The following is a 20,936-nucleotide window of genomic DNA, read 5'->3' as shown; positions in this document are numbered from 1 at the left end:
GGCAATGCCGGGCGGCCGATGCTGCTCGAGGGCGGCCTCAAATGGCAGTCGATGAGCATGACCCCGGCGGACATGGATTTTGTCGCGCTGAAAGAAGCGGCAGCGCGAGAAATCGCGCTGGCGTTCGGGGTGCCGCCGATGCTGCTCGGGCTACCCGGCGACAATAGCTATGCCAATTATCGCGAGGCCAACCGGGCGCTATGGCGACTGACGATATTGCCGCTGGCGGGGAAGATATTGGATGGGCTGTCTGGTGCGGTTCAGGCCTGGTGGCCGGATGTGCAGCTTGCGGTTGACCGGGACCAGATCCCGGCGCTGTCCGAGGACCGCGAGCGTTTGTGGAAACAGGTTTGCGAGGCGGATTTTCTCTCGCCGGAGGAGAAACGGGCGATGTTGGGGATGTAAGGAGTCTTTATTTTAACCTCAGGCGCCGGGCGCGGGCATCCGCCCGCTTGGCTATCCTCGCTTATGCTGCGGGCGCGCAGTCGCGCTTGCCTCCGCTTCGCGTCGGTTCGGCGCTCCCACTTGTGGTGGGTTTCTAACCGGGGCGCAGCCGAGGCAAGGCCGACCGGCCGCCGCGCCTGTTGGCGCGAAAACCCAGGGCGCGGATACGCCCGCCCGGCGTTTGAGGTCCAAAAAAAGGAACATCAATCAAAATGAATAACGAAGAAATGCTCGCCCGCCTGATGGCGCAGGCGGAAGGTGATGGCGCTGATCTGGTTACGCTGCGCGCGATTGTCGAGGAGGCGACGGATAGCGGCGCGGTGCGGGTGCTTGATCGGCTGGGGCTGGCCGATCCCTCGGCACAGGATGACATAGACGAATTGCGTGAACTGCTTGGTGCCTGGCGCGATGCCAAGGCGAGTGCGTGGAAAGCGGCGATCCGCTGGGTTGTGCGGGGCGCGCTGGCGTTGCTGCTGGTCGGAATCGCGATGCGGCTGGGTTTGGGGCATCTGGTATCGTGATGAGTTCGGATAAGTCCGCTAGCGCTGAGCTTGCCGAACGGCGCTTCTCGTCCGACAGGCGTGGTTCGACAGGCTCACCACTAACGGAACACTCAAACACTCTGCGCTTCGCGGGCTATGCCGCGATCTTCAATCGCATCGACAAGGGTGGCGATATTATTCGGCCCGGGGCCTTTGGTGCGTTTCCGGAAGGAAAAACGCTGCCGCTGTTGTGGCAGCATGATGCGATGCGGCGGATCGGTAGTGTCAATTTTGCCCTTGAGGACCGGCGCGGATTGCGGGTGATCGGGACTGTCTCGACTGGGACCCGGGCCGGGCGGGACGCTGCGGTCTTGTTGTCCGGCACGTCGGTGAAGGGGCTGAGCTTCGGCTATCGGGTGAAGCGCGCGGTAGGTGAGAAGCCCCGCGAATTGCTCGATCTGGATGTGGCAGAGATTTCTCTGGTGAGCTTTCCAATGCAGGAACTGGCCCGCGTCCATCTGGTCCAACAACTCTAATTTTATCGCGCGAAGTCGCGAAGACACGAAGAGCCGTCTCTGGCCTCGCGGCTTCGTGCGATCTCAATGCCCAATTGAAAGATAACCCCAGGAAAGGAAAAATATGGAACATTCTAGCAAACTTGAAACCAAGGCCGACCCGCTTGAAGCGTCTTTTGATGCGGTGCTGATGGCCGAAGAAACGGAAAATCATGGCAAGGCGATTGCAGCCTTGCGTGGTGATGTAGATGGTCTGAAAGGGCAGATCGATGGATTGGGCAAGCTCGCGGCAAGGCCTGCGCTGGATGGCGCAAAGGCGATGCCGCCTTCGCTCGCGGTGCAGGATTTTGTGTCCAAATATCTGCGGAGCGGCGATCATAGCGGGGTCGAGCTGAAGAGCTTCTCCGGCGCGTCCGGTCCCGAGGGCGGCTTTGCCGTGCCGGAGGAAATTGATGCGCTGATCGGGGCGACGCTGAAGGATATCTCGCCGATCCGCTCGATTGCGACGGTCGTGCAGACCGGCAGTGCCGGTTATCGCAAACTGGTGACCACCGGAGGCACGCCCTCCGGCTGGGTCAGCGAGACTGCCGGCCGTCCGGAAACCGATACGCCGGATTTCAACGAAATCGCGCCGCCGACCGGAGAGCTTTATGCCAACCCGGCGGCATCGCAGGCGATGCTGGATGATGCGGCCTTTGACGTTGAATCCTGGCTCGCCGATGAAATCGCCCGCGAATTTGCCCAGGCAGAGGGTGCGGCCTTTGTCGGAGGCTCCGGTGTCAACCGTCCGCGCGGCTTTCTCAATGCGGTGGTCACCGATGAAACGGATGATGTGCGCGCCTTTGGATCGCTGCAATATGTGCCGTCCGGGGCGGCGGGCAGCTTTGCCAGCGAGGATGCGCTGGTCGATCTCGTTCACACGCTCCGCCCCGCTTACCGGCAGGGCGCGGCCTTTGTGATGAACAGCTCGACGCTCGCCCGGATCCGCAAGTTCAAGACTGCCGATGGCGCGTTTTTGTGGCAGCCTTCGCTCGCCAATGGACAGCCTGCGACTTTGCTCGGCTATCCGGTGGTCGAGGCCGAGGATATGCCCGATATTGCGGCCGACAGCCTGTCGATCGCCTTCGGCAATTTCCGCGCCGGCTATCTGATCGCCGAACGGACTGCGACCCATATCCTGCGCGATCCGTTTACCAAAAAGCCGTTTGTCCATTTCTACGCGACCAAGCGGGTTGGCGGTCAGGTGATGAATTCGGAAGCGATCAAGCTGATGCAGTTCAGCACTATCTGAGCCCTTGCTGCGCTTCGGCGCAGCGCGCCCGTGCCGGTCGCTCCCCTTCTCCAGGCGGCACGGGTGCACCCCCTGAACTTCTATTGAAAGGATGCCGCAATCGTGAGCTTTCCCATTTCAGACTGGCCGGATGTGCCGGCAGCGCTGATCGCAGAGGTCCGGGCCTTTGTCCGGATCGACCATGAGGCCGATGATGCCGCGATCGCCGCGTTCCTGCGCAGCGCGGCGTCGCTATGCGAGGATTTTACCGGACAGATGCTGGTCGCGCGACCGGTGACCGATATGTTGCCGGCGCGCCATGCCTGGCAAAAACTGAAGCGGCTTCCGGTACAATCGATCACGACGGTCGAGCAGGTGGCGGCGAACGGAATCGCGTCGCCACTGGCGGTCGCGGATTATGCGCTCGAAATCGACAGCGATGGCATTGGCTGGATCAGGCTGCACCGCAGCGACGGCGGTTCGCGGATCCGGGTGACCTATGCGAGTGGTCTGGCGGTGGACTGGGACGAACTGCCCGCGGGCCTGCGCCAGGGCATCGTCCGGATGGCGGGTTATTTTTACGCCAATCGCGACGGCGTCGATGCCGGTGGCCCGCCGAGCGCGGTGATCGCGCTGTGGCGGCCCTATCGACGGATGAGGATAGTGTGATGGGGCAGGAATTTTCAGGTATATTGCGGCAGCGCATCATGATCGAGCGGCAGACTGCCGGTCGCGATGCGATGGGCTCCGCCGAACTGCAATTTGACATCGTCGGCGAGTTTTGGGCGGCGGCAGAAGCCTTGTCTGGCGGGGACGCGGGAGAAGCGGAGAGCCGATCAGCCATGCCCCGCTGGCGCTTCATATTGCGGGAAACACAAGCGATCATACCGGGTGACAGGCTCAATTGGAGCGGGCGGGTGATGATCGTCACCAGCGTCATTCTGGAGCATCGACTGATCCCGAAAACAATACTGCAAGCGGTCGAAAAGAGATGATGGAAAAATTGTTAAAACGCGGTGAAATCATTGCTGAACAAAGGCTTTCCAATACCAAATCCGAGATCAAATCGGCACTGGCGGACGAATTGCCGAACGATGCCCGAATCAGCATAAACACTGTGGGCGTGCTGATCGAAGCGCCGCGGCTGAAAGAGCGGCTGATCGAGAATAGCAGCCTGCGCGATGTCGCCTTTCTGATGCGGGGCGTGCGATGAGCGGCGCGCTGGAAGCAGTCCAGCAGCAATTGGTCGCAAGGCTGAGTGGGCACGCGGAACTGACGGGCTTGGTCAGCGGCATATATGACGGTCCGCCGCCACGTGCTGACTTTCCCTATATCGCACTGGCCACCGGAGCATCGCTTGACTGGAGTCACAAAGGCGGGGTCGGGCGGGAATTGAGTCTTGCGCTTACCGCCTACGATGACGGCGAGACGGCGGCGCGCCTGCACCGGGTGATGGCGCTGGTAGAAGAGACGCTGGAGTCCGGGTTGGATGACCCTTTGGGCTGGCAGATCGTCACCTTTGACTTCCGCCGGACGCGGATATTGCGCAGCGCAGTCAGCCCTTGGAGCGGGTTGGTCGAGTATCGGGCGAGGGTTTTGAGGGAATGATTATTTTAACCTCAGGCGCCGGGCGCGGGCATCTGCCCGCTTGGCTATCGCGCCATAAGGCGCGGCGGACGCCATTGGTTTTTTGGCGCCCTTGCCTCAGCTGCGCCTCGGTTAGAAACTAACCAAGATTGGGAAGGCCGAACCGACCTGAAGCGGAGGCAAGCGCGACCGCGGGTCGGGCGATAGTCCGCCCCGCCGGAGGCGTTCGCGCAGCGAACTGGCACGAGACCAGACAACTACAAACACCACAAAAGGAACCAGAATATGGCAGCAGAAAAAGGCAGCGCCTTTCTCCTGAAAATCGGCGATGGAGAGGACCCGGTCGGTTACACCACGATCGCGGGTCTCCGAACCACACAGATGTCGATCAATGGTGAACCCATCGCGATCACCAGCAAGGACAGCGGCGGCTGGCGGCAATTATTGTCGGGCGCGGGCGTGCGCTCGGTATCTGTGTCCGGAGCGGGAGTGTTCACCGGCTCCGACGCAGAGCTAAGGATCAAGAACCATGCGCTGGGCGGCGTAATCGATACCTACGAACTGAGCTTCGAAAGCGGCGATCGGATGCAAGGCGACTTCCTGGTCGCGCGGCTGGATTATAGCGGCGACTATAATGGCGAGCGCAGTTACACATTGAGCCTGGAAAGCTCCGGAGCGGTCGCCAGTGTCTGATCGGCCCGCCAACGCGATGCGCGGCGAGGCGGAGATCATGATCAACGGCGCGCGGCTGATCCTGCGACCCAGTTTTTCTGCTCTAGTAGCGGCCGAGGAAGAGCTGGGCTCATTATTCGATCTGGTCGAGCGGGCCGCCAGCGGCCGGCTTTTGCTATCGGAGATGGTGGTCCTGTTCTGGCATGTCGCCCGCGATCGACCAGGTCATTTGACTCGCGATCAATTGGGCGAGGGGATGATGGAGCTTGGATTTGCCGGGGTAACGCCTGCGCTGAAGATTTTGTTGAAGCAAATATTGTCGGGTGGTTCTGTCGGTGAATAGTGAGTTGTGCTCCCCCGAAGGCGGGAGTTCATCTCCCGTTGACGCGGCAGACGATCCATATCGAGATGGACCCTGGCCTTCGCCGGGGCACAATTATTTTTCAGCATCCACACAAGAACTATCCGGCACGGTCTCAGCGGTTCTCGGCTGGACACCCGATCAATTCTGGAATGCTACACCCGCCGAACTGATGATCATTTTTACAGCATTTAGTGACCGTGATCCCAGTGGCCACGGATCAACGCCGCTCGGCATCAAGCAACTCGAAATATTGAAAGAAACCTATCCCGATGGATGAAGAAATCGAACGACTGGTGGTCAGCGTGCGCGCCGACACTGTCGGTTTTGCCAAAGATGTAGCGGATATGAAGGGGCAGCTTGAAGGTCCCTTCGCAGCGGGTCTGGAACGGGCGGGCTCGGCGTTGGAGAATACGCTTAGCAGGGCGATCCGACGTGGTTCGCTGGATTTCGAGGACCTCCGCCGGGTAGCGCTTTCGGTCATGAACGATATTGCCAGTGCCGCGATCCATGGCGGGTTACAAAGCCTGTTTGGTGGCGGCTCGGGCGGTTCCGGTGGCGGCCTGCTCAATATCGGAACATCCTTGCTGGGTTCATTTTTGAGTGCACCGGGGCGGGCGACCGGAGGGCCGGTAATCGGCGGCCGCGCCTATATGGTGGGTGAAAGCGGACCCGAGATATTCGTGCCGACAGCAGCGGGACGGATTGAACGAACGAATTCCGCTGGCGGTACGACAAATGTCCGGCTCACAATCAATATATCCGACAATGGCCAGGCAAGCGCGCCTGACCAGATGCGGCGATCAAGCCGGCAGGTGGCGAGAGCTGTGCGCAATGCGCTGGCTGCAAAGGCGGGCTGATCATGGGTTTCTGGCTTGCAGAGCAAAGAACGGCGCAGCGGAGCAGCTTCATCCAGCGTTTTGATCCCCGATTCTGGACAATCAATTTCCCGCGACCGATGATGGCATCGGTGGTGACCATGGCGTCGGATGCGCTGCGTGTGGATGCGGTATTCTACAATAGTGACGATCTCGCCGGGCTTATCTGGGAAAGCGAGGACGCGCTCGACCATCCCTTGCTAGCTTATGAAACGAAGCGTGATTATTCGCGGCTGAAATGGGAATTTCACTGGCGATCCGAGGGCATCATGCCGCTCGATGCGATCAACGGGCCGACGCTGACCATCGAGGGCCGGGATGCAGCGGGGCTTGCCAAATCCTGGTATGTCCGGCTGTGGAATTATGCCAGCGGGACACCGACGGATGCGGACATCTCAATAGAGTTTTCGCGTGTTAAGGGCGGGTTCCTGTTGCCTGGAGAGGCCGATCCGGTCTTTCCCGCAGATATTGACCGGCTGTTCATTTCGATCATTCCGCCGGAATATGACGAGCTTGGTACACGATATTCCACGCCAAAGATCGGCTGGGTCGAGATGAGCGCGATCCGCACCGATGGTCAGGGCGCGGTGCTGGAAATCGGCGACATCATGATGCCGGAACACGGCCTCGCGATGGCGACGGCCTATGACGACAGTTTCAACCAGACGCCGGAGCGGCTGCTGCGCGCGATCCGCGCTTTGGGATATCGCGGATCGATTAATCATTATCTGGGCATGAGCCATTATTTTCGGCTCGAAACTCTGGGGGAGGGGCTTTATGTCAGTCTTGCTGCGCCCCGGGAGGGAGAAGAATTTGCAGCGATCAATCAGCCGACAGCGGTTTGGCATCGCGACCTGATATCTCGCAGTGAAACCATGGGGTTTTCGGTGATCCTGTCGCTTTCCTACGAGTTATTCGATGCGCATTGCTGGAACGACTGGAAACAGCGTGCGGAAAATGGTGATCCGGCGCTGACCGGTTGGGAGCCGCCCTCGACCTTGCTCTCGCCCGCCAATGCCAATGCTATGAGCTATCTGCAAGCTGTCGCTCGCGCGTTTACGGCGATTGCACGAGATGCGGGCGCAGCGATCCGCTTTCAGGTCGGTGAGCCGTGGTGGTGGATCATGCCGGACCAGCGCATTTGTCTCTATGATGCTGCGGCTACCGCGGCCTTGGGCCCTGCTTCGGTCAGCATTGCATCTATTAACGGGCCGAAAACCGCAGTTCAGGAGGCGATGCTTGATCAGGCCGGAGCGATATTGGCGCAGTCTACCGCTGCGCTGCTCGATGCGGTGAAGCAAGAAGCGGGAGGGGCGCCGGTCGAGACCCTGTTGCTCGCCTATTTGCCGACGATTCTCGATGAGCAGGCTCCCGAAGCCAAGCGGGCAAACCTGCCTGTGGACTGGGCGTCGCCCGCCTTCGATATCTTGCAGCTCGAGGATTATGACTGGGTGATTACCGGCAATCGGTCGGCGACCAGAAACGGGATTGAACTGGCGACCCAGCGGCTCGGCTATCCGATCAGTCAGCAGCATTATTTTTCCGGCTTTGTCCTCGCCGCAGGGGACCGGTTCATCTGGGCCAATATGGCCACTGCCATCGCCGATGCGCAGGCGCGTGGTACGCCGGAAATCTATGTCTGGGCGCTGCCGCAAGTCGCCCGTGACGGTTTCACCTATTTCCAGGAAGAGGAGGAGGATGTGAACGCCTTTGACGACGTACAATTTCCGCTCGCCATGGGCCAGGGAGCCAGTGTGTCGCCGGGATTTTCAACCCGGATCGTGACGACCATATCCGGCCATGAGAAACGCAACAGCGACTGGTCCGACGCGCGGCTCGAATTTGATGTCGGTCCGGGCATCAGGAGCGAGGAAGAATTGGGCGTTTTGATCGCTTTTTTCCGCGCCCGCCGGGGTGCGGCCAAGGCCTTTCGCTTTCGCGATCCCTATGACCATAGTTCACGCGACATGGTCGGCGACCCAACACCAACCGACCAGCTTCTCGGCAAGGGTGATGGTCAGCAGACACAGTTTCAGCTGGTCAAAAATTATGGTGACCCTGTCGGAGAACCGCAGCAACGATGGATCACCCGGCCCGATCCGGATTCTCTCCAGATCGCGATCGACGGGCAATTGGCCGGTGACTGGTCGCTTGGTCCGACCGGGCTGATCGCGTTTGATACGTCTCCGGCCGAGGGTAGTGATGTGACCGCCGGTTTTCTGTTCGATGTGCCCGTGCGGTTCGCCAGCGATCAGCTGCGGGTGAACCACGCGACATTCCTGGCAGGGGAAATTCCGGAGGTGGTTCTGGTCGAGGTCCGGGAAACGTCATGAGCCTCGATTGGCTGGACCGCAATGTCACTACCTGCGCTTACCTCTGGCGGCTGGAACGGGAGGACGGCGTTGCGCTTGGCTTCACGTCGCATGATCGCGATCTTGTTGTCGATGCGTTTCGCTATCGGTCGGCGCCGGGAATGGTGCCGTCCTCCATCGCGCTTTCCGACAGTCTGGACATCGACAACGTCGAAATTGAAGGCGTTATGACGAGCGCTGCGATTGCAGAAACAGATATCGCCGACGGTCGTTGGGATGGTGCACTGTTGTATGTTTCACTGATCAATTGGGAACAGCCCAGCGCCGAGCCTTTGCCGCTGATTTGTGGCGAATTTGGCGAGATCGTCAGGTCCGGAGATAGTTTTACTGTCGAGATGCTGGGTGCGACATCGTTTCTCAACGAGCCGATCGCACCATTGACGTCGCCCACCTGTCGGGCCGAATTTGGAGATAGCCAATGCAAGTTGAGCCTGCACCGACACCAGCGGGAATGCAGGATCACGTTGATCAATGGCGACGAGATCGGGATTGATGCGCTGGCTGGTGTTGCGTCCGAATTTGTCTTTGGATCGCTGCGTGTCCTCGACGGTTTCAATTGTGGGCTTAGCTATGCGATCATTGACGGTCAGGAGGATGTGGTCAGACTGGCAGACCGTTTATCCCCGTCCGTTGCCGTAGGCACAAGAGTGTTGCTCACCGAAGGCTGCAACAAGAATTTTGCGACCTGCCGGGACCGCTTTGCCAACAGCATCAATTTTCGCGGGGAACCCTATCTTCCGGGCAATGATCTGCTCACTAGATATCCCGGCGCATGAAACAGTCTCAAAGGATAGCGACAAAAATGGCCGAGAAGGCGATGTCGTTGTGTGGATCCGCATTTCGTTTGCATGGCCGGGACCCGAAGGGCGGGGTGGATTGTATCGGTCTGGCGGATCAATGTCTGCTGTCAGCCGATTTCGATTGCGGGGTACCCAATGGCTATTCGATTCGCGGTGGATCAGAGGGAGCGATCAACGAATTTATGACCAGTATCGGTTTTGACCGGTTCGCACCGTCTAGCGAGTTACTTGACGGTGACATCGTTCTGGCCAGGCCCAGCCCGGTCCAGTGGCATTTCCTGATCCGGGCCAAAGACGGTTTTGTCCATGCCCATGCAGGTCTGGGAAAAGTGGTATTTTGTCCGGGCGATTCCCCGTGGCCGATTGTTTCGATTTTCAGACTGGTGGAGGCCTGAATGGCGACATTGATTTTGACTGCCGCGGGCTCGGCAATCGGCGGACCGATTGGCGGAGCTATCGGGGCAATAGTTGGCCAGCAGGTCGACCAGAATATCCTGCTCAAGCCAACGGGGCGGGAAGGGCCGCGGTTGCAGGAGCTGGCTGTACAGACGTCCAGCTATGGATCGCAGGTTCCCCGCATATATGGCAAGATGCGCGTCGCCGGTACGGTCATCTGGGCGACGGATTTGAAGGAAACCCGGAGCCGCGAAGGCGGCGCAAAGGGGCGACCAAGCACCACGATCTATAGTTATTCTGCTTGTTTCGCTGTTGCTCTGTCCAGTCGCCGAATCCGGGATATCGGCCGGATATGGGCGGACGGGAAAATCTTTCGCGGTACTGCCGGAGATTTCAAAACTGAAACGCAGTTTGTTTTTCACGCTGGTCACGAGGACCAGCCCGTTGATGGTTTGATGGCCAGTGCCGAGGCGGATGGCGGAACACCTGCCTATCGCGATTTTGCATTGGCGGTCTTCAGCGACATGGATCTGACCGAATATGGCAATCGTATTCCGTCGCTGACGTTTGAAGTAATCGCTGATGATGGCTTAGTCTCGATCGCGGATATCGTCACTGCTGTTTCGGGTGCACGAATTTTCTTGCCGCCAAGCGATACGGTCATCGGATTTGCAGCCGGTGGTCGGGATCGACAGGCCGCTTTGTTGTCACTTACCGAATCAATCCCGCTGTCATTCTCGTCCGATCCGAGCATGATTGATCGCATAGCAGCAGAAGCGCGTTCCCATGTCGAGTCTTTGACCGCCGTGACCATCAACAGCGATTTTGTACGCGCGGCTGGCAAACAGGAAATTTCGCCCGCGGAAAATCGCATTGCAGCGGTTGCAGGGTCTCCCAGGCAGTTGTCGGTGCGCTATTATGATCCGGCTCGCGACTATCAATCGGGGATCCAGTCGGTGATGCGACCCGGAACTGGCCGGATATCGCTTGTTCGCGATCTGCCGGCCACACTAGCGGCTGATCAGGCCAAAATGATCGCCACGGAAGGATTGTGGTCAGCATATAGCGAACGATCGAGTTTGAAAGTTGCGGTGCCCCTGGGCAGTATTCCCTATCGGCCTGGTATGTTGGTCAAATTCGAGGCTCTTCCTGGTCTTTGGCGCGTTCGTGAATGCGATACCGCATTGGGCTTCGGAACGCTTTCGCTAACAAGTGCGAACATCAACAGCAGCGTGGTTCTGGTCGAATCGGAGCAGGGCAGAAATGTAACGGATTCCGACCTTCGCGCAGGTTTGACCCGTCTCGTACTCGTTGATTTGCCCTTCGCCATTGATGCGCCGACCATGCCTTCCGACCAAGCGAGGCTCTATGCCGCAGCCGCCGGGGACGCCGGTTGGCGAACCGCCCAGCTTTTTGCCTCTGGTCCCGATGGAGCGCCGGGCGCATATGTCGGCCAAATATCAGCGCCTGCGGTCATCGGCATTACATCGGGCGCGCTCGGTTCTGCCAACCCCGCATTGATTGACCAGATCAATCACATTGATGTGGATTTACGAAATCCGACGATGAGGCTGTTCTACGCCGATGATTCACAACTGCTGGCTGGAAACAATATCGCCTTAATTGGTCGGGAAGTCGTACAGTTCGCTGAAGCGCTATTGCTGGAGGAAGGGCGATTTCGCCTTTCCCGGATGATTCGCGGGCTCGGGGGCACCGAGATCGAGGTTACGCGGCATAGCGGCGATGAAAATTTCGTTCTGCTGGACGCAGGGGCAATGCCGGAAATCGATTCCACTGCATATTCCCCTTTCTCGCCCACAACGATATTCGCGCTGGGACGAGATGATCTCCTGAAGGTATCGGCCCAAATTGAATCCCCGGGTCGGGCCCTGATGCCATGGTCACCCGTTCATCCCGAATGGGTTTTTCAGGACAATGGTGATCTCGAAATTGGTTGGACCAGACGGTCCCGGGCGGGAACAATCTGGTCCGACCATGTCGAAGTGCCTCTGGCCGAAGAGGTCGAGAAATATAGGGTCGAACTATCGCCGGACGATGGGTCCGGCGTCGCAATTTCGATCGAGTCGGCGATACCCCACGTGGTCCTGTCTGCCTCTCAAATGGAACCGTTTATAGCCAGCGGGATCGGAAACATCAGCGCCAAGATCTGCCAGGTCGGAGCATATGGATTATCTGAAGCGCTGGTTATCGATATACCGCTCTGAATTCATTGCGTTTCATCTTCTCAATATCATCGGAAAGAACAGCATATGGCTTTGTTAGAAACCACAAGGTTTGAAATACCGCTGCTAGCGGCGGGACAGGCGCATAAGGAATTGTTCCACAATGAAGCCCTTACGCGTATCGATTTTCTGATCCAGCCGGCGGTGCAGGCGATTGAAACTGATCCGACAACCATTGCACCGCTTCCCGGGCAGTCCTGGCTTGTAGGGCCGAGTGCCACAGAAGATTGGCTGGATCATGATGACGAGATCGCCGGCTGGTCCGGAAATGGCTGGCTGTTCCTTAAGCCGCAAGCCTGGATGCGTGTCTATATCGAATCGGCGAATGCATTCGCAATATACCACGGGTTCTGGCAGTTAGCCGCCGAGGTCCCAAGTCCGGTGGCGGGCTCTGTAATTGATGTCGAGGCCCGAAGTTCCATCGATTCGATTCTAGCCGCGCTCGAAGCGCAGGGAATCCTCAAATCCGGGCTATAATATCGAATCCAGCAGTCTATGGGAATGCGCATTTTCTCAATCTAACCGATCCTGAAAGTCATTTTTTGGACTAAATGCCGAAAATGGCGACATTTTCGCAACAGTTCTGCGATTTGGTTGCTTGCACTGACCGGAGCGAGAGGTTAGAAAGCGGCGTGAAATTTAGAACCTAATTGAGAAGGGGAATATAAATGCGGAAGCTTGCCTTAGGAATGGCGCTTGCCTCCACAGCGCTCGCTACACCTGCTCTGGCTCGTGATGACCAGTGGTATGTTGGTGTCGAGGGCGGTGCAATGATCGCTGAAGATCTGTCGATCAACGTTGCCGGTAACAATGGTGCGTTTGAAGTTGATCATGACGCCGGTTATGATTTTGACGGCATTGTCGGATATGATTTCGGAGGTTTCCGTCTGGAAGCCGAAGTTGGTTATAAAGCCGCTGCTGCCAATCGCATTCAAGCCGGTGCGCCGGGTATCTCTCCGAATGCAAACGGCGCCGGTCCAACCGTTACTGGTGTATATCCGATCAATGGCGAAGTGAACGCGCTCAGCTTCATGCTGAACGGTTTGCTGGACTTTGGTGACGATGACGGCATCCAGGGCTTTGCTGGCGGCGGCGTCGGCGTTGCACGGACCGAAGTAACGAATATCTTTGCTAGCACTTATCTTGACGATTCGGACACCGGTTTTGCATGGCAATTGCTTGCAGGCGTTCGTGCCCCGTTGAGCGATAGCTGGGATGTCGGTCTGAAGTACCGCTTCTTCAATGCTGATAAAATCAATCTTGTCGATCAACTTGGCCGTGATGCTGATACGCGTCTGCGGACCCACTCGATTCTGGGTAGCTTGATTTACAACTTCGGCGGCGAACCGGATGCACCACCACCACCGCCACCGCCACCGCCACCACCGCCTCCACCACCGCCACCACCGCCACCACCGGCTGTATGTGCGCCTGGCCCTTATATTGTGTTCTTTGACTGGGATCAGTCGGACATCACACCAGAAGCGGCTTCGGTTCTCGACAATGCGGTTACCGCATATGGTGATTGTGGTTCGGCTCAGGTCATGCTGGCTGGTCACGCTGACAAATCTGGTTCTGCCAGCTACAACGTCGGTCTGTCCCAGCGTCGCAACGGAGCTGTTCGTGCGTATCTTGAATCGCGCGGCATCAGCGGCGGCGCAATTGCAAGTGAAGCCTTCGGTGAATCGCGTCCTCGCGTTGACACCGCAGACGGTGTTCGCGAACCGCAGAACCGTCGTGTTGAAGTTATGTACGGACCTGGTTCGGGTAACTAATACCAACATAGATGCTAATAGTGAAAAGGGCTGGTCTTCGGACCGGCCCTTTTTCGTTTCCGGCTCAGCCGAATGAGCGAGCTAGACGCATCTTCTTGCAATCCCAATGAAACCGGGATGGCCAAGAACCTTCCGCCGTTTGCAAGCGTGTGAAGTTTAGAAAATTGTGTTACCGGAAAGTGCTTCAGCAACATCTGCGGTCGTATCCGCACCAATGGATGTCAGGAGGTCACGGAATTACGTGCGGCCATGCGGAACCAGCTAGACATCTCGGCTCGCTATAAGCGGGTGAACGCGCCCGAAATTCCGATTGTCCGGGGCATATACGCCCGATTGCGGTTTTCAGAACAAAAGCCATCCGGTTCGACGGAGCGCGGCGCTCTAGTTCAGGAGACTTTCAAACAAAGCAATCCCGTCAGTCCCGCCATGTTTTCGATCGACTGCACGCTCGGGGTGCGGCATCATCCCCAGGACGTTCCCGGTTTCGTTTATAATACCGGCAATATTGCGTGATGAACCGTTGATATTGCTCCGGTATCGAAACACTATCTGACGATTGCTTTCCAACTTGTCCAATGTTTGATTGTCGGCAAAAAAGTTACCGTCATGATGGGCTACCGGAATCGAGATGGACGTATTTTCCGAATATCGTGATGTGAATATAGTATCGCTATTGGTGACTTCGAGATCCGCATCCTTGCAAACGAAATTGATATTGCTGTTTCGCATCAATGCTCCCGGCAATAGTCCCGTTTCCGTGAGGATTTGAAATCCGTTGCAGACGCCCAATATCCTGATTCCGCGCTGGGCCGCTTCGATGACCGGCTTGATGATGTTCGAACGCGAGGCCATTGCACCAGATCGCAGATAATCTCCGTAAGAAAAACCGCCCGGGATAGCGATGAGATCCAGCCCCGAAGGCAGCTCGCTGTCGCCGTGCCAGACCATATGCGGCTTTTTACCCGATACCGTCTCCAAAGCTACGGCCATGTCACGGTCGCAATTCGAGCCGGGAAAAACAATTACCGCAGATTGCATCAGGAAATCGACTCTTGAAGCGATTCCGGAGTCTCGATTTCATAATTTTCGATTACGGTGTTGGCGAGCAGTTTATCGCACATTCTGTCGATTTCGACCCGGCTGACTGATGCGTCAACATCAAGCTCGATCAGCTTGCCCGCGCGAACGTCATTAACGCCCGAAAAATCGAGGCTTTCGAGCGCATGATGAATGGCTTTTCCCTGAGGATCCAATACGCCATCCTTCAGCGTTATAAATATTCTGACTTTCATCCGTCGCCCTCGCGTTGTTCCGCCGCCAATATCGCCTTGCTATAGCGGCAAGATTAGCCGGGGCAAGAGCAAGAAAGAAAAATGGAAAAGTCAGACCGAGCAATGCTGTGTTGTGGCCCTAGAAATAGCGAGCCAACTTGAAATTCACGCGGTGGCGGCTCATTTCATACAGGCCGTAGTTGCTGTCCACCCGTGAGTAATTATAATCGATGGAAGGCGAGAAGCCGAGGAACTTGATTTTGCGGCTGCCGACATAAGCGCGGGCGAACCCCCGCCAGTCTTGCCGTTTCTCTGTCGAATAGAGCAGCAATGGCGCATCAAATTCGGAGCGGCTGATGCTGGCCGAAACACCGGCGTTGAGGCCGAGCGGCAATTCTCCGCCAATCCCGAGATTTGCGCCATAGTTGAAACTGGAAAAGCCGTCCGCGTTGAGCAGATCCCGGCGGGCAAACAGACTGGCAGAAGCGATCAGCGATTTGCCGACGAGATGTTCGTAAGTGGCGTTCGCACCGAGCTGCCAGCCGCTATAGGAATCGCTCAGCTGCGACTCGGTCCGGCGAGCGTCCAGTTCGAAACCCAATCTTTGCCCCTCGCTGAGCGCTTGTTGATATCCCAATCTGCCGCCATATTCACGCGTGGCGAGCCGGCCACCATACCAGCGTTGCAGTCCAACCGCCTGCAATGAGAGGCTGGCGTAGCGGGCGATGCGGAGTTCGGGGCCAGCGGCAACCTGGATAACAATATCGTCAGCCGCTTCGCCTTTGTAATTGATGATCTTGCTATCGGCATCGAACAGCAAGGCCAGCCGGTCGTTGGCTTTTACGCGAATGCCTCCGGAAAAACCGGCAGTTTGCCCGATGCCGGATCGCTCCCGGGCATCTTCATCCAGTTGTAGCGGGAGTTTTATCGGGCCGAAGTTGATGTCGATCGTTTCGGCATTGGTTGCGCCATTGATATTGGTGTCCGGCGCAAAGCCGACATCGAAACTGAATCGCCAGACCCGCTGATCACGCAAAATGCTGCGCGTATTGCGAATGGTCTGGGATATTTCATCAGGAAGATTCTCGTCATTTTGTGCAAGACGGAAGTGATAGTCTGCACTGGCCTCCTTGCCGGTCATCAAATAGGCTCGCGCCAGTTCCAGCCGTACCCGGGTCTGTCCGGGATTTTCGTCCAGAATCGACCGAAATTTCTCGATCGCGCCATCTACATCGCCCGTTTCAATGGCGATATATCCGGCCAGAAACTGCTGCTGCATTTGCAGTTCGGGTACCTGTCCCAGCGCATCCACCAAAGGCAGAGCCGCCTGATAGTCTTTGGCCTGAATCAGAGATTCCGCTTTAGCCAGCAACTGACCTGGCGTCACTTGAAGATGGCATCTACCGGCGGAATCACAGGTCGGCTGCACCGTCGCTGTGAAATCCGCAACGGAATCCGTCGCAACGGCCAGCGATGTAGCAGCCTGCACCTGACCAAATCCTGCAACGGTTATGCAAGATACAACTGTAGCTTTGACCAGAGTGCTGGAATTGATCATTCTGGCCTCTAGGGCTTTTTGCCGACAAAAGTTCCCAGGATGTCAATCCGCTCGTCGGGTGTGCCGCCAACGATGCGGTAACCACCGCCTACTTCTTGAGCGCTTGGCCCATAGAACGCACCATTGATGCTCGAACCGGCAATCAGGAGATCCAGCCGAGCGCCACCAGGGTTTACAAACCAGGCTTCGCTAAATTGACCCAGAAACCCTCCTGCTTGCACGAGGCTGATATTGCCGCCGCCATTGGCGCGAAATTGTGCGTTTTCCAGCACGCTATGCTGGCCGCTTGTGCCGTCAAACGTCGGTGCGCCAACCGTACCGTCCAGCGATAGCGAAAAAGTATTCGCACCGAAATTTACGCTGGTCGTGGCGCGACCCGCAATCCATTGGAAATAGGTGTCGAAATTCCCCGTTGTATCCGGCTGGTCGTTGAAAACCATAGTCGCGAGCATCGAGCCTTGGAAGGTTCCGGTGCCAGTGGTGGGGACCACATCGCTCGCCGTTATTTCACCATAAGCAAAAGCACCTCTTTCGAAGGTGTTATTTTGAGTAGTCAGACCGGTAGCGCCATCATAAGACACCGTAGCCTTGTTTCGAAGATATCCTGCAAATGTCACATATTGGGTTTCGGTTCCGGGACGCTGATAAAAGAACGTTGTAGCATCATAACTCCCGCCTGCGGATCGATCGATGAGGTCGAAGCTGAACTCTCTGGGAGCACCGACAACGGGTTGTGCCCAGGAAATGTTGGATGAGGAACCGGATTCAAGATATTGAATCCCGGGAACGTTCCATGCTCCCGATTCCAGATTCGGTGTACCGATCTGCGGCTGAACAGCGCCGCCAAAATTCGTACGATGTATGGGATCCTGGAAGCGACTGGCACCCGATGCACCTGCCAGTAAGTTAGAAAAGCTGACATTGAAGATCGCGTCGCGCGGATCATAGGCAATTGTCAGGTTCGAGTTGCGGACGGTGGTCGCATCACCTGCATAAAGTTGCGCATTCTGAGAGGTTTGCCGCAAGGACCTTTGCACCGGAATCGTATTCCCGCCAGCGTCGAGCACCAGGTTTCCATTTGTGTCCTGCAGTAAGCCGCCGCCGTCTTGGATGGAATTTTGATAGCTATGCGAAGAACCCACGGCAGTATAGGTTTTCTGCTCGGTAGGGTCGACAAATGTGTGGGCTGTGCCGCCACCGGTTCCACCACCGGTACCGCCACCACCTGTCCCGCCGCCGGTTGGCGGCGCGCTGCTACCAACAGATTGTGGGCCGGCTCCGCCGCAGGCGGCGAGCATCGTTGTCGTGGCGAGCAAAATTAGTAAGCGCATTGGAAATATTCCTCACATGAGTTCCACATGAGGGCGGTGCTATCATTTCAATGGTTAAATTCGCGTAAACCATAGGTGATATTCACGGCATAGTGCCGCCCCCTTGATGGGGTTAATCGCATGATCACCTAACCACGGCCCAAAAGACTATGGTTACTTTCCGCGCTTTTTTCGTTCACTATTGAGGTCGAGCACCTCGCTCTCGCCTTCCGGGAGAAGGCCAAGACGGCGGGCAACTTCCTGATAAGCCTCGGCTTCTCCGCCAAGATCACGACGGAACCGGTCCTTGTCGAGCTTTTCGTTGGTTTTGATATCCCAAAGGCGGCAACCGTCCGGGCTAATTTCGTCGGCCAAAATAATCCGCGAAAAATCACCCTCGAAAATTCTGCCGAACTCGAGCTTGAAATCGACCAGTCTGATGCCGATCCCGGCGAACATCCCGGCCATGAAGTCGTTGATCCGGATGGCCATGGCGGAAATATCCTGCATTTCCTCCTGGCTCGCCCAGCCGAAGCAGGCGATATGTTCTTCGGCGACTAGCGGATCTCCGAGCGCATCATCTTTATAGCAATATTCCAGCAAGGTGTGAGGGAGCGGCGTGCCTTCTTCGATGCCGAGCCGCTTGGATAGAGAGCCGGCAGCGACGTTGCGGACAATCACCTCAATCGGGACAATTTCGACCTGTTTGACGAGTTGCTCGCGCATATTGAGGCGGCGGATGAAGTGACTCGGGATGCCGATATGACCGAGCAATGTGAAAATATGCTCGCTGATCCGGTTGTTGATCACGCCCTTGCCGTTGATCGTACCCTTTTTCTCTGCATTGAAAGCAGTGGCATCGTCCTTGAAATATTGAATGATGGTGCCGGGTTCCGGACCTTCATAAAGAATCTTGGCCTTGCCTTCATAGATTTGGCGACGACGGGACATTGCTTTTTTCCACTTCGCAAAGAGAGCGACAAAAAATCATGCCCCGATTGTTCGAATCATGGCTGATTGAACGGATCGGGGCAACCGAGACTTTCTATATGCGAAACCGGCTTGCGGCGCAATCAATCCCGTTTCATGATAGTTAACCCAACGAACCGAAGGAATGCGACCGCGATGACCAAATATGCGACCATCGATGAAGTCCTCGACACGCTATATGATTGTATATCGGGCCCGCCGGGCGGACAGGACTGGGAACGCGACCGCGAAATCTATCATCCGCGTTGTGTGCTTGTTCGTACCAGGATCGAAGAGGGCAAAGCGGTCGCCTATCCGTTTAGCTTTGATGAATTTGTCGAGGCATCGATCCCGATGCTTGCGGGCCGGTCATTTTACGAGATCGAGATTGGCCGCAAGGTCGACGTTTTTGGCCAGGTGGCTCATGTCTATTCCACTTATGAAGCCCGCGAGACACCCGATCATCCCGAAATCCAGTTTCGCGGCGTGAATATGATCCATCTGTGGAATGATGGGATAGGCAGTGATGGCAAGCCCGATGGGCGCTGGTGGATCATGGGTATGATCTGGGATAATGAACGGGAAGCTTTGGACTTGCCGGAAAAATGGCTGAAACGATGACCCATATTTCCGGCAAGTTGTTCGCGGCTTTTGCGCTGACCGTTGCTTTGGCAACAATTACGGTTGGTTTGCTGATGTTTTTCGGTCCCGACTGGTCGCGTTTCGCCCCGGCGACGTGCACCGAAACCAGATGTTTCTGCGAAATGCCCAGAACCGGCGCGTTTCTGTTGCAGCCGGCCAACAGCTTTTCATCGTTCGGCTTTGTATTTACCGGTTTTCTCATGATACTGCTGGCCCGGTCACGTGACTGGATATCGGCTTTCCCGCCACAGGCGGCCAGCATATTGGGGGTGGCCACAATCGTTACCGGGGTTGGATCGGTTCTTCTTCACGCGACGCTCACCTTATGGGGGCAGTTTTTCGATGTGCTGGGCATGTATCTGGTCAGTGGATTTTTCCTGATCTATGCGATCGCGAAATGGCGGGGCATCGCCGATCGGCGCGCGATGGTCTATTATGCTCTGCTTTGCGTGGTTCTGGTCGCGATCCTTTATGCGCTGCCCGAAGTCCGCCGCTGGCTCTTCGCGGTCATCCTGCTGGCCGCGATTATCCTAGAGCTTATATTTGCAAGACCCCTGCGTCCGCAGGTCCGGATCGGCTATTATGTCGCTGGTCTTATCGCCAATATCGTCGCCTTCACAATCTGGAATCTGGACCAGCGCGGCCAGCTTTGTAGTCCGGCTAGTTTGTGGCAGGGACATGCGGTCTGGCATCTTCTCGGCGCGGTCGCTTTATGGTTTGCGTTTCTCTATTATCGCAGCGAGCGGCCTGTGAGGTAAAATCGTTTAACGAAGATACATCTCGATCAACATTCCGCTACTTTCCCCCTACCAACCCTGAATCCACCCTGCTATCGCCTCCGTCATGAGTGATGTAACCGATGCGCCCGAAGCGGCTCCCGAAGATGAATTTGACGCGATAGTAGAAGCCCCGTTTGATGCGGCGCTTTCCGAACGCTATTTGATTTATGCGATGTCGACGATCACCGCCCGGTCGTTACCGGATCTGCGGGATGGTTTGAAACCCGTGCACCGCCGCCTGCTATGGGCGATGAGGATGCTGAAGCTCGATCCGTCGCAGGGTTACAAGAAATGCGCCCGTGTGGTCGGCGATGTCATCGGTAAGTATCACCCGCACGGCGATCAGTCTGTCTACGACGCGATGGTCCGCCTCGCCCAGACGTTCTCGCTGCGCTATCCGCTGGTCGACGGGCAGGGGAATTTCGGCAATATCGACGGCGATAATGCCGCGGCCTATCGGTATACCGAGGCCCGGATGACACGCACGGCAATCGAGCTGATGCACGGCCTCGACGAAGGCACGGTCGATTTCAAACCGACATATAATGGCGAGGATGAAGAACCGGAGGTCATGCCCGGACTCTTCCCCAATCTGCTTGCCAACGGCGCGAG

At 57.0% G+C, this 20,936-nt stretch carries 26 protein-coding genes; 21 read left to right on the top strand and 5 right to left on the bottom strand.

Translation table 11 applies throughout. The features are described from left to right. From WBM93_RS10310 to WBM93_RS10225, 18 genes are all read left to right on the top strand, one after another. Window positions 1-405: phage portal protein (locus WBM93_RS10310; protein WP_424431551.1), on the top strand; the 405-nt coding region annotated here is incomplete at its 5' end. A 251-nt stretch (window positions 406-656) separates the two neighbouring features. After that, window positions 657-965 carry a DUF6127 family protein gene (locus WBM93_RS10305; protein WP_424431549.1) on the top strand — a complete coding sequence of 103 codons (309 nt, stop codon included), beginning with the start codon at window positions 657-659 and terminating at the stop codon, window positions 963-965. Beyond that, the gene (locus tag WBM93_RS10300) at window positions 965-1,462 is read left to right on the top strand and encodes an HK97 family phage prohead protease (protein WP_424431555.1); all 498 of its coding nucleotides are present in this window, start codon (window positions 965-967) and stop codon (window positions 1,460-1,462) included. The genes WBM93_RS10305 and WBM93_RS10300 overlap by 1 nt, the downstream gene beginning before the upstream one ends. Window positions 1,463-1,565: 103 nt before the next feature. Then, window positions 1,566-2,732, top strand: a complete 1,167-nt coding sequence (locus WBM93_RS10295) for a phage major capsid protein (RefSeq protein ID WP_424431547.1) — start codon at window positions 1,566-1,568, stop codon at window positions 2,730-2,732. A 102-nt stretch (window positions 2,733-2,834) separates the two neighbouring features. After that, entirely contained in the window at window positions 2,835-3,380 is a 546-nt protein-coding gene (locus tag WBM93_RS10290; RefSeq protein ID WP_424431545.1) for a head-tail connector protein, read from the top strand. After that, a complete protein-coding gene (locus WBM93_RS10285) occupies window positions 3,380-3,706 on the top strand; it encodes a head-tail adaptor protein (RefSeq protein ID WP_424431543.1) in 327 nt (108 codons plus the stop codon). The genes WBM93_RS10290 and WBM93_RS10285 overlap by 1 nt, the downstream gene beginning before the upstream one ends. Then, window positions 3,706-3,924 (top strand): hypothetical protein, encoded by a 219-nt coding sequence (locus WBM93_RS10280; protein WP_424431541.1) that lies wholly within the window; start codon window positions 3,706-3,708, stop codon window positions 3,922-3,924. Before WBM93_RS10285 ends, WBM93_RS10280 begins: the two co-directional genes overlap by 1 nt. Next, the gene (locus WBM93_RS10275; RefSeq protein WP_424431539.1) at window positions 3,921-4,319 is read left to right on the top strand and encodes a DUF3168 domain-containing protein; all 399 of its coding nucleotides are present in this window, start codon (window positions 3,921-3,923) and stop codon (window positions 4,317-4,319) included. Before WBM93_RS10280 ends, WBM93_RS10275 begins: the two co-directional genes overlap by 4 nt. Before the next feature lie 264 nt (window positions 4,320-4,583). Beyond that, a complete protein-coding gene (locus tag WBM93_RS10270) occupies window positions 4,584-4,991 on the top strand; it encodes a phage tail tube protein (RefSeq protein ID WP_424431537.1) in 408 nt (135 codons plus the stop codon). A 16-nt stretch (window positions 4,992-5,007) separates the two neighbouring features. Beyond that, window positions 5,008-5,313: a gene transfer agent family protein gene (locus WBM93_RS10265; protein WP_424431553.1), complete on the top strand. Its 306-nt coding sequence runs from the start codon at window positions 5,008-5,010 to the stop codon at window positions 5,311-5,313. Window positions 5,314-5,503: 190 nt separating this feature from the next. Beyond that, complete coding sequence (locus WBM93_RS10260) at window positions 5,504-5,611, top strand: hypothetical protein (protein ID WP_424431535.1); 108 nt, start codon at window positions 5,504-5,506, stop codon at window positions 5,609-5,611. Beyond that, the gene (locus tag WBM93_RS10255) at window positions 5,604-6,191 is read left to right on the top strand and encodes a tail tape measure protein (protein ID WP_424431533.1); all 588 of its coding nucleotides are present in this window, start codon (window positions 5,604-5,606) and stop codon (window positions 6,189-6,191) included. Before WBM93_RS10260 ends, WBM93_RS10255 begins: the two co-directional genes overlap by 8 nt. A 2-nt stretch (window positions 6,192-6,193) precedes the next feature. Then, window positions 6,194-8,542, top strand: coding sequence for a DUF2460 domain-containing protein (locus WBM93_RS10250; RefSeq protein ID WP_424431531.1), 2,349 nt, complete (start codon window positions 6,194-6,196; stop codon window positions 8,540-8,542). Further along, window positions 8,539-9,357: a DUF2163 domain-containing protein gene (locus WBM93_RS10245; RefSeq protein WP_424431529.1), complete on the top strand. Its 819-nt coding sequence runs from the start codon at window positions 8,539-8,541 to the stop codon at window positions 9,355-9,357. The genes WBM93_RS10250 and WBM93_RS10245 overlap by 4 nt, the downstream gene beginning before the upstream one ends. A gap of 26 nt (window positions 9,358-9,383) precedes the next feature. Continuing rightward, the gene (locus WBM93_RS10240) at window positions 9,384-9,776 is read left to right on the top strand and encodes a peptidoglycan endopeptidase (protein ID WP_424431528.1); all 393 of its coding nucleotides are present in this window, start codon (window positions 9,384-9,386) and stop codon (window positions 9,774-9,776) included. After that, window positions 9,777-12,002 carry a phage tail baseplate protein gene (locus tag WBM93_RS10235; RefSeq protein ID WP_424431526.1) on the top strand — a complete coding sequence of 742 codons (2,226 nt, stop codon included), beginning with the start codon at window positions 9,777-9,779 and terminating at the stop codon, window positions 12,000-12,002. 45 nt (window positions 12,003-12,047) lie between these two features. Beyond that, a complete protein-coding gene (locus WBM93_RS10230) occupies window positions 12,048-12,497 on the top strand; it encodes a DUF2793 domain-containing protein (RefSeq protein WP_424431524.1) in 450 nt (149 codons plus the stop codon). 191 nt (window positions 12,498-12,688) lie between these two features. Then, entirely contained in the window at window positions 12,689-13,795 is a 1,107-nt protein-coding gene (locus WBM93_RS10225) for an OmpA family protein (RefSeq protein ID WP_424431522.1), read from the top strand. 381 nt (window positions 13,796-14,176) lie between these two features. Here the strand turns inward: WBM93_RS10225 and purQ are convergent, their stop codons facing one another. The 5 genes from purQ to purC all read right to left on the bottom strand — a co-directional run bounded on the left by purQ (window position 14,177) and on the right by purC (window position 18,885). Continuing rightward, window positions 14,177-14,833, bottom strand: a complete 657-nt coding sequence (purQ, locus tag WBM93_RS10220) for a phosphoribosylformylglycinamidine synthase subunit PurQ (protein WP_424431520.1) — start codon at window positions 14,831-14,833, stop codon at window positions 14,177-14,179. Then, window positions 14,833-15,087 carry a phosphoribosylformylglycinamidine synthase subunit PurS gene (gene purS / locus WBM93_RS10215; protein ID WP_424431518.1) on the bottom strand — a complete coding sequence of 85 codons (255 nt, stop codon included), beginning with the start codon at window positions 15,085-15,087 and terminating at the stop codon, window positions 14,833-14,835. The genes purQ and purS overlap by 1 nt, the downstream gene beginning before the upstream one ends. A gap of 118 nt (window positions 15,088-15,205) precedes the next feature. Continuing rightward, entirely contained in the window at window positions 15,206-16,624 is a 1,419-nt protein-coding gene (locus WBM93_RS10210; protein ID WP_424431516.1) for a surface lipoprotein assembly modifier, read from the bottom strand. A gap of 8 nt (window positions 16,625-16,632) precedes the next feature. Then, window positions 16,633-17,955 (bottom strand): transferrin-binding protein-like solute binding protein, encoded by a 1,323-nt coding sequence (locus WBM93_RS10205; RefSeq protein WP_424431515.1) that lies wholly within the window; start codon window positions 17,953-17,955, stop codon window positions 16,633-16,635. A 153-nt stretch (window positions 17,956-18,108) separates the two neighbouring features. Further along, complete coding sequence (gene purC, locus WBM93_RS10200) at window positions 18,109-18,885, bottom strand: phosphoribosylaminoimidazolesuccinocarboxamide synthase (protein WP_424431513.1); 777 nt, start codon at window positions 18,883-18,885, stop codon at window positions 18,109-18,111. Between the two features lie 174 nt (window positions 18,886-19,059). Between purC and WBM93_RS10195 the strand changes: the two genes are divergently transcribed. From WBM93_RS10195 to WBM93_RS10185, 3 genes are all read left to right on the top strand, one after another. Continuing rightward, window positions 19,060-19,524, top strand: coding sequence for a hypothetical protein (locus tag WBM93_RS10195; protein WP_424431511.1), 465 nt, complete (start codon window positions 19,060-19,062; stop codon window positions 19,522-19,524). Continuing rightward, the gene (locus WBM93_RS10190; protein ID WP_424431510.1) at window positions 19,509-20,303 is read left to right on the top strand and encodes a ceramidase domain-containing protein; all 795 of its coding nucleotides are present in this window, start codon (window positions 19,509-19,511) and stop codon (window positions 20,301-20,303) included. Before WBM93_RS10195 ends, WBM93_RS10190 begins: the two co-directional genes overlap by 16 nt. An 85-nt stretch (window positions 20,304-20,388) precedes the next feature. Next, window positions 20,389-20,936 (top strand): DNA gyrase subunit A (locus tag WBM93_RS10185; protein WP_424431509.1); only part of this gene is annotated, 548 nt, incomplete at its 3' end.

The organism is Parasphingorhabdus sp. (genome assembly GCF_049667325.1).
Classification (GTDB): Bacteria; Pseudomonadota; Alphaproteobacteria; order Sphingomonadales; family Sphingomonadaceae; genus Parasphingorhabdus.
This window is presented reverse-complemented; position numbering and strand designations above follow the sequence as displayed.

Coding starts and splice junctions, on each gene's coding strand:
- WBM93_RS10305 (WP_424431549.1), top strand. CDS start 657: ATGAATAACGAAGAAATGCTCGCCCGCCTGATGGCGCAGGCGGAAGGT.
- WBM93_RS10300 (WP_424431555.1), top strand. CDS start 965: ATGAGTTCGGATAAGTCCGCTAGCGCTGAGCTTGCCGAACGGCGCTTC.
- WBM93_RS10295 (WP_424431547.1), top strand. CDS start 1,566: ATGGAACATTCTAGCAAACTTGAAACCAAGGCCGACCCGCTTGAAGCG.
- WBM93_RS10285 (WP_424431543.1), top strand. CDS start 3,380: ATGGGGCAGGAATTTTCAGGTATATTGCGGCAGCGCATCATGATCGAG.
- WBM93_RS10280 (WP_424431541.1), top strand. CDS start 3,706: ATGGAAAAATTGTTAAAACGCGGTGAAATCATTGCTGAACAAAGGCTT.
- WBM93_RS10275 (WP_424431539.1), top strand. CDS start 3,921: ATGAGCGGCGCGCTGGAAGCAGTCCAGCAGCAATTGGTCGCAAGGCTG.
- WBM93_RS10270 (WP_424431537.1), top strand. CDS start 4,584: ATGGCAGCAGAAAAAGGCAGCGCCTTTCTCCTGAAAATCGGCGATGGA.
- WBM93_RS10265 (WP_424431553.1), top strand. CDS start 5,008: ATGCGCGGCGAGGCGGAGATCATGATCAACGGCGCGCGGCTGATCCTG.
- WBM93_RS10260 (WP_424431535.1), top strand. CDS start 5,504: ATGATCATTTTTACAGCATTTAGTGACCGTGATCCCAGTGGCCACGGA.
- WBM93_RS10255 (WP_424431533.1), top strand. CDS start 5,604: ATGGATGAAGAAATCGAACGACTGGTGGTCAGCGTGCGCGCCGACACT.
- WBM93_RS10250 (WP_424431531.1), top strand. CDS start 6,194: ATGGGTTTCTGGCTTGCAGAGCAAAGAACGGCGCAGCGGAGCAGCTTC.
- WBM93_RS10245 (WP_424431529.1), top strand. CDS start 8,539: ATGAGCCTCGATTGGCTGGACCGCAATGTCACTACCTGCGCTTACCTC.
- WBM93_RS10240 (WP_424431528.1), top strand. CDS start 9,384: ATGGCCGAGAAGGCGATGTCGTTGTGTGGATCCGCATTTCGTTTGCAT.
- WBM93_RS10235 (WP_424431526.1), top strand. CDS start 9,777: ATGGCGACATTGATTTTGACTGCCGCGGGCTCGGCAATCGGCGGACCG.
- WBM93_RS10230 (WP_424431524.1), top strand. CDS start 12,048: ATGGCTTTGTTAGAAACCACAAGGTTTGAAATACCGCTGCTAGCGGCG.
- WBM93_RS10225 (WP_424431522.1), top strand. CDS start 12,689: ATGCGGAAGCTTGCCTTAGGAATGGCGCTTGCCTCCACAGCGCTCGCT.
- purQ (WP_424431520.1), bottom strand. CDS start 14,833: ATGCAATCTGCGGTAATTGTTTTTCCCGGCTCGAATTGCGACCGTGAC.
- purS (WP_424431518.1), bottom strand. CDS start 15,087: ATGAAAGTCAGAATATTTATAACGCTGAAGGATGGCGTATTGGATCCT.
- WBM93_RS10210 (WP_424431516.1), bottom strand. CDS start 16,624: ATGATCAATTCCAGCACTCTGGTCAAAGCTACAGTTGTATCTTGCATA.
- WBM93_RS10205 (WP_424431515.1), bottom strand. CDS start 17,955: ATGCGCTTACTAATTTTGCTCGCCACGACAACGATGCTCGCCGCCTGC.
- purC (WP_424431513.1), bottom strand. CDS start 18,885: ATGTCCCGTCGTCGCCAAATCTATGAAGGCAAGGCCAAGATTCTTTAT.
- WBM93_RS10195 (WP_424431511.1), top strand. CDS start 19,060: ATGACCAAATATGCGACCATCGATGAAGTCCTCGACACGCTATATGAT.
- WBM93_RS10190 (WP_424431510.1), top strand. CDS start 19,509: ATGGCTGAAACGATGACCCATATTTCCGGCAAGTTGTTCGCGGCTTTT.